General features: G+C 61.5%; 10 protein-coding genes. 8 read left to right on the forward strand and 2 right to left on the reverse strand.

Features of this window, described 5'->3' with window-relative positions:
- The first annotated feature begins 7 nt into the window (after positions 1-7).
- Positions 8-817 carry a response regulator transcription factor gene (locus AC54XV_RS23030; RefSeq protein ID WP_201025283.1) on the forward strand — a complete coding sequence of 270 codons (810 nt, stop codon included), beginning with the start codon at positions 8-10 and terminating at the stop codon, positions 815-817.
- A 7-nt stretch (positions 818-824) separates the two neighbouring features.
- Here AC54XV_RS23030 and AC54XV_RS23035 read toward each other — a convergent pair whose 3' ends face one another.
- Positions 825-2,480, reverse strand: coding sequence for a response regulator (locus tag AC54XV_RS23035; RefSeq protein WP_024641018.1), 1,656 nt, complete (start codon positions 2,478-2,480; stop codon positions 825-827).
- A 264-nt stretch (positions 2,481-2,744) separates the two neighbouring features.
- On the opposite strand from AC54XV_RS23035, the gene AC54XV_RS23040 reads away from it, so the two are divergent.
- The 6 genes from AC54XV_RS23040 to AC54XV_RS23065 all read left to right on the forward strand — a co-directional run bounded on the left by AC54XV_RS23040 (position 2,745) and on the right by AC54XV_RS23065 (position 9,279).
- Positions 2,745-3,824 (forward strand): DUF2333 family protein, encoded by a 1,080-nt coding sequence (locus tag AC54XV_RS23040; protein ID WP_011268997.1) that lies wholly within the window; start codon positions 2,745-2,747, stop codon positions 3,822-3,824.
- Positions 3,824-4,369, forward strand: a complete 546-nt coding sequence (locus AC54XV_RS23045; RefSeq protein ID WP_003399749.1) for an NUDIX hydrolase — start codon at positions 3,824-3,826, stop codon at positions 4,367-4,369. Before AC54XV_RS23040 ends, AC54XV_RS23045 begins: the two co-directional genes overlap by 1 nt.
- 188 nt (positions 4,370-4,557) lie before the next feature.
- Complete coding sequence (locus AC54XV_RS23050; RefSeq protein ID WP_003313912.1) at positions 4,558-4,929, forward strand: translation initiation factor Sui1; 372 nt, start codon at positions 4,558-4,560, stop codon at positions 4,927-4,929.
- Between the two features lie 88 nt (positions 4,930-5,017).
- Positions 5,018-6,931, forward strand: a complete 1,914-nt coding sequence (gene speA / locus AC54XV_RS23055) for an arginine decarboxylase (RefSeq protein ID WP_003399746.1) — start codon at positions 5,018-5,020, stop codon at positions 6,929-6,931.
- A gap of 255 nt (positions 6,932-7,186) precedes the next feature.
- Positions 7,187-8,296 carry a contractile injection system protein, VgrG/Pvc8 family gene (locus tag AC54XV_RS23060; protein WP_096103829.1) on the forward strand — a complete coding sequence of 370 codons (1,110 nt, stop codon included), beginning with the start codon at positions 7,187-7,189 and terminating at the stop codon, positions 8,294-8,296.
- A gap of 80 nt (positions 8,297-8,376) precedes the next feature.
- Entirely contained in the window at positions 8,377-9,279 is a 903-nt protein-coding gene (locus AC54XV_RS23065) for an alpha/beta hydrolase (RefSeq protein WP_032654243.1), read from the forward strand.
- Here AC54XV_RS23065 and AC54XV_RS23070 read toward each other — a convergent pair.
- A complete protein-coding gene (locus tag AC54XV_RS23070) occupies positions 9,273-10,613 on the reverse strand; it encodes an MATE family efflux transporter (protein ID WP_032654246.1) in 1,341 nt (446 codons plus the stop codon). The genes AC54XV_RS23065 and AC54XV_RS23070 overlap by 7 nt on opposite strands.
- Positions 10,614-10,909: 296 nt before the next feature.
- On the opposite strand from AC54XV_RS23070, the gene AC54XV_RS23075 reads away from it, so the two are divergent.
- Entirely contained in the window at positions 10,910-15,856 is a 4,947-nt protein-coding gene (locus AC54XV_RS23075) for an alpha-2-macroglobulin family protein (RefSeq protein ID WP_480467929.1), read from the forward strand.
- Positions 15,857-15,903 lie beyond the last annotated feature (47 nt).

Consider the following 15,903-nt stretch of genomic DNA (forward strand, 5'->3'; position numbering starts at 1 on the left):
TAACAGCATGGAGTTGCCTGTGGATAACTACCCGCTCACGAAAGTTCTAGTGGTCGATGACCAGCCCCTTATCGTTGAAGAACTCTGCGAGTTTCTGGAGAGCAGCGGCTATGAGTGTGTGCGTTGCCATTCAAGCCTTGAGGCCATCGAGCATTTCAGCGCCGACAGCACCATCGGCATCGTACTCTGCGATCTGGAAATGCCCGGCATGAACGGCATCGAGATGGTCGAAGCGATGAAGATGGCTGGCGGCAAGACGCACCTGTTCGAGGCCATCATGCTGACCGGCCAGGCCGAGAAAAAAGACGTCATCAAGGCGCTTCGGGCCGGCATCGCCGATTATTATCAGAAGCCGGTCGATCTGGAAGAATTGCTCGAGGCTGTGCAGTTGCAAGTCCAGGCGCTGCACGAGCGGCAGAAAACCCGCCAGCAACTGGGCCTGCTCAACGAAAAGCTCCAGTTTCTGGCCGCCTCCATCGACGACCTTTATCAGAACCTGGACAGCGTCCAGAACAGGCCTCAAACCGAGCCCAAAATGCGTAACCGCCAAGAACGTGATGGGCAGCAACGTGACGGGCAAATGCCGGTGGCACTGGCCAAGTTGTCACCCCGCCAGCTGGACGTGGCGCGCCTGGTCAGCACCGGACTGACCAATTACCAGATCGCCTGCGAACTGGGCATTACTGAAAACACTGTAAAACTCTATGTGTCGCAAGTGCTGCGCCTGACTCACATGCATAACCGCACACAATTGGCATTGGCATTTTCACCGGGCAAATCGGCAGAGCGGCAAAGGCAGAGCGAAAGCCAGGGCTGAACGGGAGTCAGGCTTCGATCTCGTTCAATACGACGTGATAAGGCACATCGACCAGCACCGAATGCACTCTATTGCGGCCCGCGTGCTTGGCGCAGTACAACGCCGTATCCGCCTGGGAGGCAAGGCTCAGGCTGTCGTCATGGGCACCGAGAGAAACCACCCCGGCACTGAAGGTGCAGAACAGATCGGCGGGCTGCGCCGGGTAATGGATCTCTGCAAAGCGATGGCGGATGTCATCCAGCACCCTGTGGGCGCTCTGGATGTCGGTGTCCGGCATGACAATGGCAAATTCCTCACCGCCGTAACGCCCGATGAAGTCGGTTTTGCGCAGGCGTTGCTTGAGAAACAGCGCAAGGCTCTTGATGACGCGGTCCCCCATCGGGTGGCCGTGGCTGTCGTTGACCTTCTTGAAGTGGTCGATATCGAGCATGGCAAAGCACAGCGGCTTGTCTTCACGTCGCGAACGAAAGCTGCAATCTTCCAGCAGTTGCAAAATATGCGTGTGATTGTAAAGCCCGGTCAGGCTGTCGCGGACCATGCGCGCCTTGAGGCTTCGCGCCCTGGCAGCACGGTTGCGCACCGTGGTGATCAGATGACGGGGTTTGATCGGTTTGGTCAGAAAATCGTCGCCGCCTTCGCTCATGGCATCGAGTTGCTTGTCCTGATCGTCTTCGGCCGACAGATAAATGATCGGCACGCTGACATAACGGTCGTTATGGCGAATGACCTTGGCCAGCTCCGTACCGGTACACCCCGGCATGTACATGTCGAGAATGATCAGGTCGGGCTGAAACTCGGCCAGTTCGGACATCGCCTGAATCGGGTCGAGCAACACCCGCGTGACGATTCCGGCGGCGTTGAGAACACGCTCGGTGTGCAGCGCCTGCGCGCGGGAATCGTCGATGATCAGCACTTTATAAGGCTCGTATTGAGCCACGCAGGTCAGCACTTCGATTTTTTCCAGCAGACTCGACGCTTCCAGCGCGCCGGTCAGAAACTCTTCGCCACCGGCCCTGACGGCGGCCAGGCGGGTGGGTGTATCGGTTTCATTGAGGCTGAAAAACAACAGCGGGAGCTTCTGTTCCAGCCCTTCCTGAGCCTGAGAGGCCAGTTCAAGACCCTTGCCCGGCCCGCTGAAATCGACATCCATGACAATCGCTGCCGGGTGCCGCTGTGCCATCGCCCGCTGAAACTCGGCGACATTGTGCAGCGACAGCGCCGCCAGCCCGAAAAACTCCAGCTGCTTGGCCAGGCGCTCGGCCCGCTCGTGATCCTGAAGCACTATATAGACGGGCTTGCGCAACGGTGGCAGCGCCGTCTGCTCGAAACGATCGCCGTGCCGCAGTCCGGTTCGGGAAAGGCGCTGCATCAGACGATTGAGATCCGTGATGACACGGCTGTTGAGACGACCGCGATTGGCTTCCACCGCATCGAGGGCCTGGCTGATCTCCTGCGCCAGAGCGCTGTGTTCTGCCTGCTCGAAACGCTCGGCGAAGCGCGAAAGACGCTGCGTGGACTCCTTGAGCTCGGCCATATCGCCGACCGACCATTCGGCCTTTTGCAGACGCTGCCACGTCTCCAGAATCTGGCGCGCCTGGTGAATGACCCGTTGGGCAAAGTGATGCTTCAGGCGATCTCGGCTAGGGTCTTCGTGGTCGGTCATGGTCAGACTACTGTGGTTTTGCTGAGCGATACGGCTGATGGCGCTATGCTAGCACCTCCGTTACAACAGAACAGCGTCGTAAGTCACTTATTTGACAACAATTTGATGGCGCATAGCCAGTATGCAAAATCAATCGATGCATAGACTGCGCCTATGATCGTTACAGTTCAAATATCAAGATAATGTCTGTCAGCCGCACCTTGAGGTAAGGTTGCGGTCGAACGCCTCGTGAAGCATTCAACTCAAGATCGAAAGGACCCTACCATGCTGGATTGGAAGAACCGCGCAGGCAGCGCGGGTGCGCGCAGCGCTGACACTTCATCGACCAAACGCCGCGGTTACCTGGGTAACCTGTTCTATAGCCGTGCGCTGGGCGCCCTGATCTTGATCTACCTGCTCGTCGCACTGGCAGTCGGCTGGTACTGGAGCAAGGAACCTGCGCTGTTCCCGGTACAACAGAATGCGCAAGCCGCCGCCGAGCGCGAAGGCAAACAGATGGTCATCGGCTACACGACGGTTGAAACGCTCAAGACCGTGGCGGGCACGTTGCTTAACAAGCCCGGTGGATACCTGTCCAACGACCGCATGCCACCTGGCCTGTGGCTGGACAACATCCCGAGCTGGGAATACGGCGTGCTGGTGCAGGTGCGTGATCTGAGTCGTGCGCTGCGCAAGGATTTCGCCCGCTCCCAGTCGCAATCGGCTGAAGATGGCGATCTGGCCCGCGCCGAGCCGTTGTTCAACTTCAACAATCGCAGCTGGCTGCTGCCTTCCAGCGAGTCGCAGTACGCCGAGGGGATCAACTCCCTGAGCCGCTACCAGGCACGCCTGTCCGATCCCAACCAGAAAGGCGCGCTGTTTTATGCCCGCGCCGACAACCTGAACAACTGGCTGGGCGATGTCGGCACCCGCCTGGGTTCGCTGTCGCAACGCCTGTCGGCCAGCGTTGGCCGGGTCAAACTCAACAGCACGCTGAAAACCGAAGCCGCTGTGTCGGTCAAACCCGGTGAAGTACCGCAGGTCGACGAGGAAATCGTCGAAACGCCATGGCTGGAAATCGACAACGTGTTCTACGAAGCACGCGGTCAGGCCTGGGCGCTGTCGCACCTGCTGCGCGCCATCGAGGTTGATTTTGCCGATGTACTGGCGAAGAAGAACGCGACGGTCAGCGTGCGCCAGATCATTCGTGAGCTGGAAGCCTCGCAAGAGCCGATGTGGAGCCCGATGATTCTCAACGGCAGCCCGTTCGGCGTGTTCGCCAACCACTCGCTGGTCATGGCCAACTACATCTCGCGTGCCAACGCTGCGGTCATCGACCTGCGCCAGCTGCTGAATCAGGGCTGATGTCCATACCTGCCAACGAGGCCGCGCACCGCGCCGCCTCGGATGCCGAGCAGATCGCCTGGGTCGACGAACAGGATCGACTGCTCGGTTCGCTGGTCCGCGCTGACCTGCGTGAACGCGGACTGATCGGACGCGGCACTTATATCCTGCTGTTCAACAGTCTCGGTGAGCTGTGCGTGCATCGGCGCACCTTGAGCAAGGCGATCTATCCCGGCTACTGGGACGTAGCCGCAGGCGGGATGGTCCAAGCCGATGAAAGCTACGCAGCCTCTGCCGCGCGCGAGCTGGAAGAAGAGCTGGGGGTCAGTGGCGTACCGCTGCAGGCCCACGAACAGTTTTTCTTCGATCAGCCGGGCAACCGGCTCTGGTGTGCAGTGTTTTCAGCCGTATGGGACGGACCTTTGAAACTGCAACCTGAAGAGGTCCTGGAGGCGCGCTTCATGCCCATCGCCGAAGTTCTGCAACAGGCTGAGCATAATCCCTGGTGCCCCGACTCCCTGGCGGCACTGAAACGCTACCTTAAGCAGATAGAGAACGAGCAGTAAGCGAGTGTTCAGCAATTGGCACATCCAGCCCCTTAGCAACCGGCCGGTTTGCCGTTACACTGCGCGACCTTTTCAAACTGGACCGGCCCTGCCGTTTCAGTAGCGCTGCCCCTGCCAGAGTGGGGCTTCGCGGTCGATAACTCGTACGAGTCCGACCCATCTTCAGTCCTCAACAAGAGGATGTTTGCGTGGCTAAAAAAGCCGCTTCTCTCGCCGCCCTGGGTGGCCTGGTATTTTCAACCGACGCTGGGCGCCACTGCCCCGATTGTCGTCAACCCGTTGCCGAGTGCACCTGCAAACAGACGGCCATCCCCGAAGGTGACGGCATTGCCCGTGTACGTCGTGAAAGCAAGGGCCGGGGCGGCAAGACCGTCACCACCATTAGCGGCGTCCCGCTGGCCGAAGAACCGCTCAAAGAGTTGGCCAAGGCTCTCAAGCAACGCTGCGGCACAGGCGGATCGCTCAAGGAAGGCGTGATCGAGATTCAGGGCGATCACGTCGAACTGCTGTTGGCAGAGCTGATCAAAAAAGGCTTCAAGGCTAAAAAGTCCGGCGGCTGAACCCGCGAATCAAATCGTCATTTCCACCCATTACAATGCGCGCAGTCAGCTTCAGGCTGGCGCAACGACTTATTTATAGGGGACTTCGATGTCCGTAAGACGCACACGTAAAGACGATGGCAGCCAATGGACCGTTGCGGACAGCCGCAGCGTTTACGGCATTCGCCATTGGGGCGCGGGTTATTTTGCTATCAACGAAGCGGGACGCGTTGAAGTCCGTCCCAACGGGCCGGACAGCTCGCCCATCGATCTTTACGAACAGGTCGACAATTTGCGCAAGAGCGGCCTGTCGCTGCCCTTGCTGGTGCGCTTCCCCGACATTCTGCAGGACCGTGTGCGTCAGCTGACCGGCGCGTTCGACAGCAACATCGCGCGCCTGGAATACCAGAGCAAGTACACCGCGCTGTACCCGATCAAGGTCAACCAGCAGGAAGCGGTGGTGGAAAACATCATCGCCACGCAGAACGTCTCCATCGGCCTGGAAGCGGGCTCCAAGCCTGAGCTGATGGCGGTGCTGGCACTGGCGCCCAAAGGCGGCACCATCGTCTGCAACGGTTACAAGGACCGTGAGTTCATCCGTCTGGCGCTGATGGGCCAGAAGCTGGGCCACAACGTGTTCATCGTCATCGAGAAAGAGTCCGAAGTCGAACTGGTGATCGAAGAAGCCGCCGAACTGAAGGTCGCTCCCCAGGTTGGCCTGCGCGTACGCCTCTCCTCCCTGGCGTCGAGCAAATGGGCGGATACCGGTGGCGAGAAATCCAAGTTCGGTCTGTCGGCTGCGCAGTTGCTGTCGGTGGTCGAGCGTTTCCGCAAGGCCGGCCTGGATCAGGGCATTCGCCTGCTGCACTTCCACATGGGCTCGCAGATCGCCAACCTGGCCGACTATCAGCACGGTTTCAAGGAGGCGATCCGTTACTACGGCGAACTGCGCAAGCTCGGCCTGCCGGTGGATTACATCGATGTCGGGGGTGGTCTGGGGGTCGATTACGACGGTACGCACTCGCGCAACGCCAGCTCGATCAACTACGACATGGACGACTATGCAGGCGTCGTGGTCGGCATGCTCAAGGAATTCTGCGACGCGCAAAGCCTGCCGCACCCGCATATCTTCTCGGAAAGCGGCCGCTCGCTGACCGCCCACCACGCCATGCTGGTGGTGCAGGTGACCGACGTCGAAAAACACAACGACGAAGTCCCGGAAATCGCCGACAAGGCCAGCCTGCCGGAAACCGTGCAATGGCTGGTCGACCTGCTGGGCCCGACTGACATCGAGATGGTCACCGAAACCTACTGGCGCGCCACGCACTACATGAGCGACATCGCGGCCCAGTACGCCGATGGCAAGATCAGCCTGTCGGAAAAAGCGCTGGGCGAGCAATGCTACTTCGCCGTCTGCCGTCGCCTGTACAACTCGCTGAAAGCCCGTCAACGCTCGCATCGTCAGGTGCTGGACGAGCTCAACGACAAGCTGGCCGACAAGTACATCTGCAACTTCTCGGTGTTCCAGAGCCTGCCGGACACCTGGGCCATTGGCCAGGTGCTGCCGATTCTGCCCCTGCACCGCCTGAATGAAGAGCCGGTGCGCCGCGCCGTGCTGCAGGACCTGACCTGCGATTCGGACGGCAAGATCAAGCAGTACGTCGACGAGCAGAGCATCGAGACCAGCATGCCGGTGCATTCGCTGAACGAAGGCGAAGACTATCTGCTGGGGATCTTCCTGGTGGGTGCCTACCAGGAAATTCTCGGCGACATGCACAACCTGTTCGGTGATACCGATTCGGTGAACATCTACCAGAACCCGGACGGCAGCGTTTACCACGCAGGCATCGAAACCCACGACACCATCGAAGACATGCTGCGCTACGTGCACCTGTCGCCGGAAGAACTGATGACCCATTACCGGGACAAGGTCGCCAGCGCCAAGATCACCCCACGCGAGCGCACCTACTTCCTCGATGCCTTGCGCCTGGGGCTGACCCGCTCGTCGTACCTGTCGTCCTGATCGTTGCGCGGAGCCAGATCTAACTGCTTATCGTGCCAATGCTGCGCATTGGCATGCAGTTCGTGACGCGGAGCGTGAGGAACGAGAGGTGCCCGTAACCACCGCCCCCCATGCTCCGCACTCATACAGCCCCCACTCGATGTAATCCCCCGCCAACACTTGCTGTAGGCAACGTCCTGTTCTACCTGCAGACCTCTACCCTGCCCGGCTTCTGCGCGAGAATCCGCGGTCGCATTCCCGGTAGAGAAGCCCTCCATGCCCGACCCCGCCAGCGCGCCATTCCTTCATCTGGAGATTGCCCGCCTGCAGCGCCGTTTCAGCGTCGTATCGTTCAGCGCAACCGAAGCGATCAGCCAGCCGTATGCCATCGAGCTGGAAATCCTCGGCGACGGCTTCGATCTGGACCTGACCAGCCTGATGTACAAACCTGCCTGGCTGAGCTGCGGTAGCGAGCCCGGATTTCATGGGCAAGGCTTTCACGGTCAGATTCACGGCGCGACCCGCAAGCATTACCACCCCGGCCCGGCCTGCTACACGCTGCTGATGGGACCTCGACTGGCCTGCCTCGGGCTACGCCACCACTCACGTATCTTTCAGCACATGACCGCCACGCGGATCATCGCCCAGGTGCTGGAAGAACATGGTTTGCAGCACTGCTTCCGCTTTGCCCCGCAGACGCAATGCAGCGAGCGCGAAAGCTGCGTGCAGTACCAGGAATCCGACCTGCAACTGGTCCAGCGGCTGTGTGCAGAAGAAGGCATTCACTACCATTTCGTCCACTCCCGTCGCCGCCACGAGTTGGTCTTTGGTGCCATCCACCGGGAAGCCGGATTCAAAACACCTGTCCCGGCACCGCGCCCCGCCATTGCGCCACTGCAGCGTGGCTGGATCAGCGGGCGCGACGGCGAACCGGCCAGGACCGATGCGTCAGGCCGGGTGCATGTTCGCCTCGAATGGGAGTGGCAACGCCCCGAGGGCCCCGACGCCGGCTGTTGGCTGCATCTGGCTGCGGGGCTGGACATCGAATGTCGGGGTGGCATGGCAGTGATTGTGAGCTTTTGCGCAGACGATACCCGCCCGCCGCAGATTACCGGCTGTTTGTCAGCGCTGGCAGACAAAGATGGTCGCAGGAATGATCAAGCACGTGCCGATAACGTTGAGATGCACCTCGACTGGCAGGTGATCACCGGGCCAGACCGACGACTGCAACTGGCGGACGGGACCCGCCTGGAACTGGCTGAAGGCAGCACACTGACAGTCGATGCCGGAGCGAGCACGGTACAGATCGACGACAGTGGCCTCACGTTGAGCAGCCCGCGCGTCAGCTTTGCCAGCCCATCGAGTGATCCGCGCAGCAGTGAATGACGTAGCAGCAACTGTGCGGCACTGGGACGAAGCGTGACGGTCTCAGGCATATCCGACTTACCTTCCAGAGCCCCTCCGCTATGATCCGAGTGATTTTCCTGACACTGATGACCGGTGCCGTACTGGCAGCGCTGTCCGGTTGCTCGCCTTTGAAGCTGCTCAATACGTTGAACCCAAGCGGCCCTGTCGATCATGTCTACAACCTGGCGTACGGGCCGGATCCACGTAATACGCTGGATGTCTACACGCCCAAGGCGAAACCGGCCAAGGCACCGGTCGTAGTGTTTTTCTACGGCGGCAGCTGGAACAGCGGTTCGAAGGCTGATTACGCGTTCGTCGGCGAAGCGCTGGCCGCACGAGGCATGGTGGTGATTATCGCCGACTACAGACTGTATCCACAGGTACGTTACCCAAGCTTTCTGGAAGACTCGGCCAAGGCCCTGGCCTGGGCACACAAACATGCAAACACCTACGGGGGAGACCCGAGCCGCCTGTACGTGATGGGCCACAGCGCCGGGGCCTACAACGCCGCAATGCTCGCGCTCGACCCGCGCTGGCTGGCGCGCGAAGGCTTGTCGCCCTCCATCCTCAGCGGCTGGATCGGGCTGGCCGGGCCTTATGACTTCCTGCCCATCGAGAACCCGGACGTGAAGCCAGTGTTCTTCTTCCCCAATTCCCCGCTGGATTCGCAACCCATCAACCACGTCACGTCCGGCGCGCCACCGGCACTGCTGATGGCCTCGCACACCGACTCGCTGGTCAACCCCAAGCGCAACACCGGCGGCCTGGCCAGGGCGTTGCGTGAAGCCGGCGTGCCGGTGCGCGACCTGTATTTCTCACGCACCAATCACGGCACGCTGGTCGGCGCATTCGCCAGATTACTGAGCGGTCTGGCCCCAGTGGTCGACGAGGTGGACATGTTCGTCAGGCACACGCCGCAAACGGCATCCGAAAAGAACGCAACCGGGCCAAAGGCTCAGTGAACGAACCAGCCGTCCCTGCGTGTCAGCCGCCAGGCAATGGTCCCCAGGCTCAGGCCGCGCAACAGGGTAAAAGCCAGGAACGTCAGCCATAGGGCGTGGTTGCCGTGGCTGGAAGCCAGATAAGCCAATGGCGCGATGCCCGCTGCGCTGAACAGCATCGCGTTACGCATTTCCCGCGCACGGGTGGCACCGATGAACAGGCCGTCCAGCAGGTAGCTCCACACGGCCAACAATGGCATCAGCGCCAGATACGGCAGATACATCATCGCGGTGGCGCGCACTTCCGGTATATCGGTCTGCAGGCTGACGAAGCCCTGCCCAGCCACCAGAAAGAACAGCGCAAACACTACGCTGGAAATCAGTGACCAGCCCCCAGCGACCACCAGAGAGCGGCGCAACGTATCCCGGTCCCGCGCGCCGATGGCATGCCCGCACAGCGCTTCGACCGCATGCGCCAGCCCATCCAGGGCATGGGCAGTCAACAGCAGGCCATTGAGCAGCAAGGCATTGGCGGCAACCGTCGCATCCCCCAGGCGAGCGCCCTGCACGGTGATCAGGAACATCACCGATTGCAGCGCCAGCGTGCGCAGAAAGATGTCCCGGTTGACGGCCAGCAAGGGCCGCCAGTTGCTCCACAGCCGCAAGGCCGACCAGACAATCCGGCCCGGCCAGGCGCGCAAGGTGTTGCGTGCCAGCAGCAGACCGAGCACCACGCCGGTCCACTCCGCGAGTACCGAAGCACGCGCCGAGCCGACCACGCCCCAGTCCAGCCCCATGACGAACCACAGATTGAGCACGATGTTGACGGCATTGGTCACCAGCAGAATCGCCAGTGGCGCCCGAGCGTTCTGCGCACCCAGAAACCAGCCGACCAGCGCATAACTGGCCAGCGCCGCAGGCAGGCCGAACAGTCGGGTATGGAAGAAATCCAGGGTCATTTGCTGCAGATCGGCAGACGGCTGCATCATCGTCAGCGCCAGATGGCTGAACGGCAAGGCGATCACACCCAGCAACAACGCCAGCCCGACAGCCAGCAGCAGCCCCTGCAACAGAATCCGCCGCAACGCAGCGCTGTCACTGCGCCCTGCCGCCTGCGCGGCAAACCCGGTGGTGCCCATGCGCAGAAAGCCCATGGCCCAGGCGAGAAAGGTATACAGCGTCGCGCCCACCGCCACGGCGCCCAGCTGATGGGCGTGGGGCAAATGACCGATCACCGCACTGTCGACCAGCGCCACCAGCGGAACGGAAATATTCGACAGAATCATCGGCGTCGCCAGCGACCAGACACGACGATGGGTTGAGCGATGACGCCAGTCAGTGAGCAACGTAGACATGAGAACTCCCGGCAAGGCGGGCATTGTAGCCAGATCAAACGCGGGGTGTCCCAGCGTTTCGATACGTCCGGAAAGGGTACTCATGCCTCGAAAGCTGCGGCGTTATCGTTGCGCACGCTCCAGCCTGGGAATGCATTTCGTGACGCTCTGCGTCACCCACTGCATGCCAACGCGGAGCATAGGCACGATAGTCAGTCCGTTCGATAGATGACCTTACTGGTCAATCTGACAGTAATACTTGTCATCACGACTGTTATATAGTCGCACCCTCTCTACCGTTGCCGATGAGTGCCCCCATGCTAAACAAAGGATTGTTTCTGGCTTGCGCGCTTGCGCTGCTGAGCGCCTGTGATTCTTCTTCCACGGATAAACCCGCGCCCGCCGCGGCACCCACGACCCAGGCAACGGTCACCGACACGAAGCCCAAACCCGCAGTCGACCTCGCCGCGCTGAGCAAGCGCTACACAGGCCGTGAACTGACGGTCATCGATGTCTCGGAAATCCAGGTCGACGGCGCAAGCACGCTGTCGGTAAGCTTCTCGGTACCGCTCGACCCCGAGCAGAAATTCGACGAAAAACTTCACTTGGTGGACAGCAAGAGCGGCAAGGTCGACGGTGCCTGGGAACTGTCGGATAACCTCATGGAATTGCGCCTGCGCCACCTGGAGCCGCAGCGCAAACTGGTCCTGACCGTCGATGCCGGGTTGCTGGCCGTCAACAAGGCCAAACTCGCCGCCGAATACATCAGCCGCCTGGAAACCCGCGACCTGCAGCCCTCTGTCGGTTTCGCCAGCCGTGGCAGCCTGCTGCCGACCCGTCTGGCCGAGGGCATGCCGGTGATCGCGCTGAACGTCGACAAGGTGGATGTCGAGTTCTTCCGCATCAAACCCGATTCGATGCCGAACTTCCTCGCCCAGTGGGACGGCGCGTCGAGCCTGTCCAGCTACAGTTCCGAAGAACTGCTGCCCATGGCCGAACTGGTCTACAGCGGCCGCTTCGACCTTAAGCCCGCGCGCAACACCCGCGAAACCCTGTTGCTGCCGATTGCCGGTATCAAGCCCCTGCAACAGCCAGGCGTTTATCTGGCGGTGATGCGCGCCTCGGGCACCTACAGCTACTCGCAGCCAGCCACCCTGTTGACGCTCAGTGACATCGGCCTGTCGGTGCACCGTTATAGCAACCGTCTGGACGTCTTCACTCAAGCGCTCGAGGGTGGCAAGGCGCTGAGTGATATCAGCGTCGATGTGTATGACGACAACGGCAAGGTCGTCGCCCAGGGCAAGACCGACAGCGACGGCCACGCGCAACTGCCATTGCCGGCCAAGGCTGCCGTGGTACTGGCGCACAAGGACGAACAGACCAGCATGCTGCGCCTCAACAGCTCGGCGCTGGACCTGGCCGAATTCGATATCTCCGGCCCGCAGGCTCACCCCCTGCAATTCTTCATCTTCGGCCCGCGCGACCTGTATCGCCCCGGCGAAACCGTGCTGCTCAACGGCCTGCTGCGCAACAGCGACGGCAACACCGTCAAGCCGCAGCCCATCACCGTCGAAGTGCGCCGTCCCGATGATCAGGTCAGCCGCAAATTCGTCTGGGAAGCCGACAGCAACGGTTTCTACCAGTATCAATTGCCGCTTGCCGACGAAGCGCCCACCGGACGCTGGCAACTGGTGTTCGACCTGGGCGACGGCAAACCGCAGCTCTACGAGTTCAAGGTCGAGGACTTCCTGCCCGAGCGTCTGGCGCTGGAACTCAAGGGCAGCGACACGCCGGTGGCGCCTGCTGACAACCCGCAATTCGATATCACTGGCCGCTACCTGTACGGCGCCCCGGCTTCGGGCAATACGCTGACCGGTCAGGTCTATGTCCGCCCGCTGCGTGAGGCGGTGTCGAAGCTGCCGGGTTATCAGTTCGGCTCGATCACTGAAGAAGACCTCAAGCATGATCTGGAGCTTGAACCCGTCACCCTCGATGCCGAAGGTCATTCCACGCTCGCCGTGCAGAGCGAGTGGGCGCAGGCCAAATCGCCGCTGCAACTGATTCTGCAAGCCAGCATGCAAGAGTCCGGCGGGCGGCCGATCACCCGTCGTCTGGTGCAGCCCATCTGGCCGGCCGAACAGCTGCCCGGCGTACGTGCCCTGTTCGGCAGCAGCGCAGGCAATGACGACTACGACGACGAAGCCAAGGGCGAGGCGCAGACCAACGGCGACGGCCCGGCCGATTTTGAAATTGTCATGGCCGACGCGGCGGGCAACAAGCTGGCGGCTGACAACGTGAAAGTCCGGCTGATCCGCGAGCGCCGCGATTACTACTGGAACTACTCGGCCGACGACGGCTGGAGTTACCACTTCAACGAGAAATTCCTCAACCTCAACGAAGAAACCGTCAGCATCACCAAGGACGCCACCGCCAGGGTCAGCTTCCCGGTCGAATGGGGTCCTTACCGTGTCGAGGTGGAAGATCCGTCCACCGGAATGGTCAGCAGCCTGCGCTTTTGGGCCGGTTACCGCTGGCAGGACAACACTGACGGCGGCGCGGTCAGGCCGGATCAGGTCAAGCTGGCGCTGGACAAGCCGGCCTACAACGACGGCGACACCGCGAAAGTCACTGTCACTCCTCCGGCTGCGGGCAAGGGTTATCTGCTGATCGAGTCCAGTGAAGGCCCGCTGTGGTGGCAGGAAATCGACGTGCCTGCCGAAGGCAAATCGTATGACATCCCGCTGGACAAAAAATGGGCGCGCCACGACCTGTACGTCACCGCTCTGGTGATACGCCCCGGTGAACGCAAGGCCAATGTCACACCCAAGCGCGCCGTGGGTGTGCTGCACCTGCCGCTGGACCGGGCGCAGCGCAAGCTGGCGCTGACGCTCACCGCGCCGGAGAAAATGCGCCCCAGACAACCGCTGACCCTCAAGGTCGCCGCCAAAAATGCTGACGGCAGCGTACCCAAACAGGTCCATGTGCTGGTGTCGGCGGTGGACGTCGGCATCCTCAATATCACCAGCTACGCGACGCCCGATCCGTTTGCCAGCCTGTTTGGCCGCAAGCAGTACGGCGCAGACCAACTGGACATCTACGGTCAGTTGATCGAAGCCGGTCAGGGGCGCCTGGCAAGCATGGCGTTCGGTGGCGATGCACTGGCGAAGGGCGGCAAACGTCCGGACACCAGCGTCACCATCGTGGCGCTGCAAAGTGCGCCGGTGACGCTCAATGACGCCGGTGAAGGTGAAGTCAGCGTCGATATCCCGGACTTCAACGGCGAGCTGCGCGTCATGGCTCAAGCCTGGACCGACGACCGCTACGGCATGGCCGAGGCGAAAACCGTGGTTGCTGCGCCGATCATCGCCGAACTGTCGACGCCGCGCTTTCTTGCCGGCGGCGACCAGACCAGCGTGGCGCTGGACGTCTCCAACCTGTCGGGCAAGGCACAGAAGCTGGACGTGAACATCAGCGCTGAGGGCCAGTTGAGCCTTCCGGGCGGCGAGCAGAGCAAGCCCCTGCAGCTCAAGGACGGCCAGCGCGTCACCCTGAAGATTCCGGTGCTGGCGCAGGGCGGCCTGGGTCAGGGCAAGATCAAGGTACTGGTCGAAGGTCTGGAACTGCCGGGCGAAAACCTGCCGGCCTTCACCCGCGAATGGACCGTCGGTGTGCGCCCGGCCTACCCGGCGATGCTCAAGCATTACCGCGCCACCCTCAATGATCAGCCCTGGAGCCTGCCGGAGGGCGCGCTGGAAGCGTTCGAACCGGCCGGTCGTGAGGCGCTGCTGTCGTTGTCGAGCCGTCCGCCCTTGAACCTCGGCGAACAGATTCGCGCATTGAAAGCCTACCCCTACGGCTGCCTGGAACAGACCGCCAGTGGCCTGTACCCGTCGCTGTATGCCGATGCTGCAACCCTCAAGCGCCTGGGCCTGACCGGCGAAACGGATGCCGAACGCAAGCGCAAGGTCGAGATTGGCATCGAGCGGCTGCTGGGCATGCAACGTTACAACGGCAGTTTTGGCCTGTGGGGCTCGGACAGCGATGAGGAATACTGGCTGACGGCGTATGTCACCGATTTTCTGCTGCGCGCCCGCGATCAGGGCTTTGCCGTGCCGCCGGATGCGCTGAAGAAAGCCAGTGAACGCCTACTGCGTTATCTGCAGGATGCCGGCCAGATTCAGGTCAATTACAGCCAGAACGCCGAACATACGCGCTTCGCTGTGCAAGCCTATGCCGGGCAGGTGCTGTCACGCAGTCAGCAGGCACCGCTCGCGGCCTTGCGCAGCCTGTTCGACCGCCGCAGTGACGCACGCTCCGGCCTGCCGCTGGTGCAACTGGCAGTCGCGCTGGAAAAAATGGGCGACAAACCCCGCGCCGACCAGGCCCTGCTGGCGGGCCTGGCCGCCAGCCGCAAGAATGAATGGCTGGCTGACTACGGCAGTTCGCTGCGTGATCAGGCGCTGATACTGGCATTGCTGGAAGAAAACGACCTCGGCAAAGACAAGCGTGATGAGCGCCTGTTTGCCTTGGCCGATGAGGTGGCCGCCAATCGTTACCTGTCCACGCAGGAAAGCAATTCACTGTTCATGGCTGGCCGCAACCTGCTGGGCAAAGCGGAAAAGGACTGGACCGCCAGCATCGCCAGCGGCACTCAAACCCGCGAGCTGAGCAACCGGCAGCCGGGCCTCAAGCTGGACGGTTCGCTGCTGGCCTCGCCGCTTTCGGTACACAACCAGAGCAGCGAAGCGCTTTACCAGCAACTGACCGTCTCCGGTTATCCCACCCAGGCGCCTGCGGCGGGTGGCGAAAACCTGAGCATTCGCCGCGAGTACCTGAACCTGAGCGGCGCACCACTGAACATTGGCGCCTTGAAAACCGGGCAACTGGTGCTGGTGCACCTGGAGATCGGTGCCAAACAGCGCGTGCCGGATGCGTTGGCGGTGGACCTGCTGCCTGCGGGCCTGGAGCTGGAAAACCAGAACCTGGCGCAAAGCGCGGCCAGCCTGGAAGACGCCAGCGAGGAGGTGAAAACCATCCGTGAGTCGATGGAAAACGCCGGGATCAAGCATCAGGAATATCGCGGCGATCGTTACGTGGCAGCCCTGGACATCGACGGCAGCAGCACCGTGCACCTGCTCTACCTTGCGCGAGCCGTCACCCCGGGCACCTACCGCGTACCGCCGCCACAGGTCGAATCCATGTACCGCCCGAACTGGCAAGCCCTGGGCGAAGCGCCAGCGCAGATGGTGGTGAAGGGGAAATGATCGATTACTGACTGGAAGGCGTGACAGTTAGGGCAAGCTCGCTCGCA

The sequence above is a fragment of the Pseudomonas fragariae (ex Marin et al. 2024) genome (assembly GCF_059621105.1).

Excerpts from the sequence above, each read along its gene's own strand:
- AC54XV_RS23030 (WP_201025283.1), top strand. The coding sequence starts at position 8 with ATGGAGTTGCCTGTGGATAACTACCCGCTCACGAAAGTTCTAGTGGTC.
- AC54XV_RS23035 (WP_024641018.1), bottom strand. The coding sequence starts at position 2,480 with ATGACCGACCACGAAGACCCTAGCCGAGATCGCCTGAAGCATCACTTT.
- AC54XV_RS23040 (WP_011268997.1), top strand. The coding sequence starts at position 2,745 with ATGCTGGATTGGAAGAACCGCGCAGGCAGCGCGGGTGCGCGCAGCGCT.
- AC54XV_RS23045 (WP_003399749.1), top strand. The coding sequence starts at position 3,824 with ATGTCCATACCTGCCAACGAGGCCGCGCACCGCGCCGCCTCGGATGCC.
- speA (WP_003399746.1), top strand. The coding sequence starts at position 5,018 with ATGTCCGTAAGACGCACACGTAAAGACGATGGCAGCCAATGGACCGTT.
- AC54XV_RS23060 (WP_096103829.1), top strand. The coding sequence starts at position 7,187 with ATGCCCGACCCCGCCAGCGCGCCATTCCTTCATCTGGAGATTGCCCGC.
- AC54XV_RS23065 (WP_032654243.1), top strand. The coding sequence starts at position 8,377 with ATGATCCGAGTGATTTTCCTGACACTGATGACCGGTGCCGTACTGGCA.
- AC54XV_RS23070 (WP_032654246.1), bottom strand. The coding sequence starts at position 10,613 with ATGTCTACGTTGCTCACTGACTGGCGTCATCGCTCAACCCATCGTCGT.
- AC54XV_RS23075 (WP_480467929.1), top strand. The coding sequence starts at position 10,910 with ATGCTAAACAAAGGATTGTTTCTGGCTTGCGCGCTTGCGCTGCTGAGC.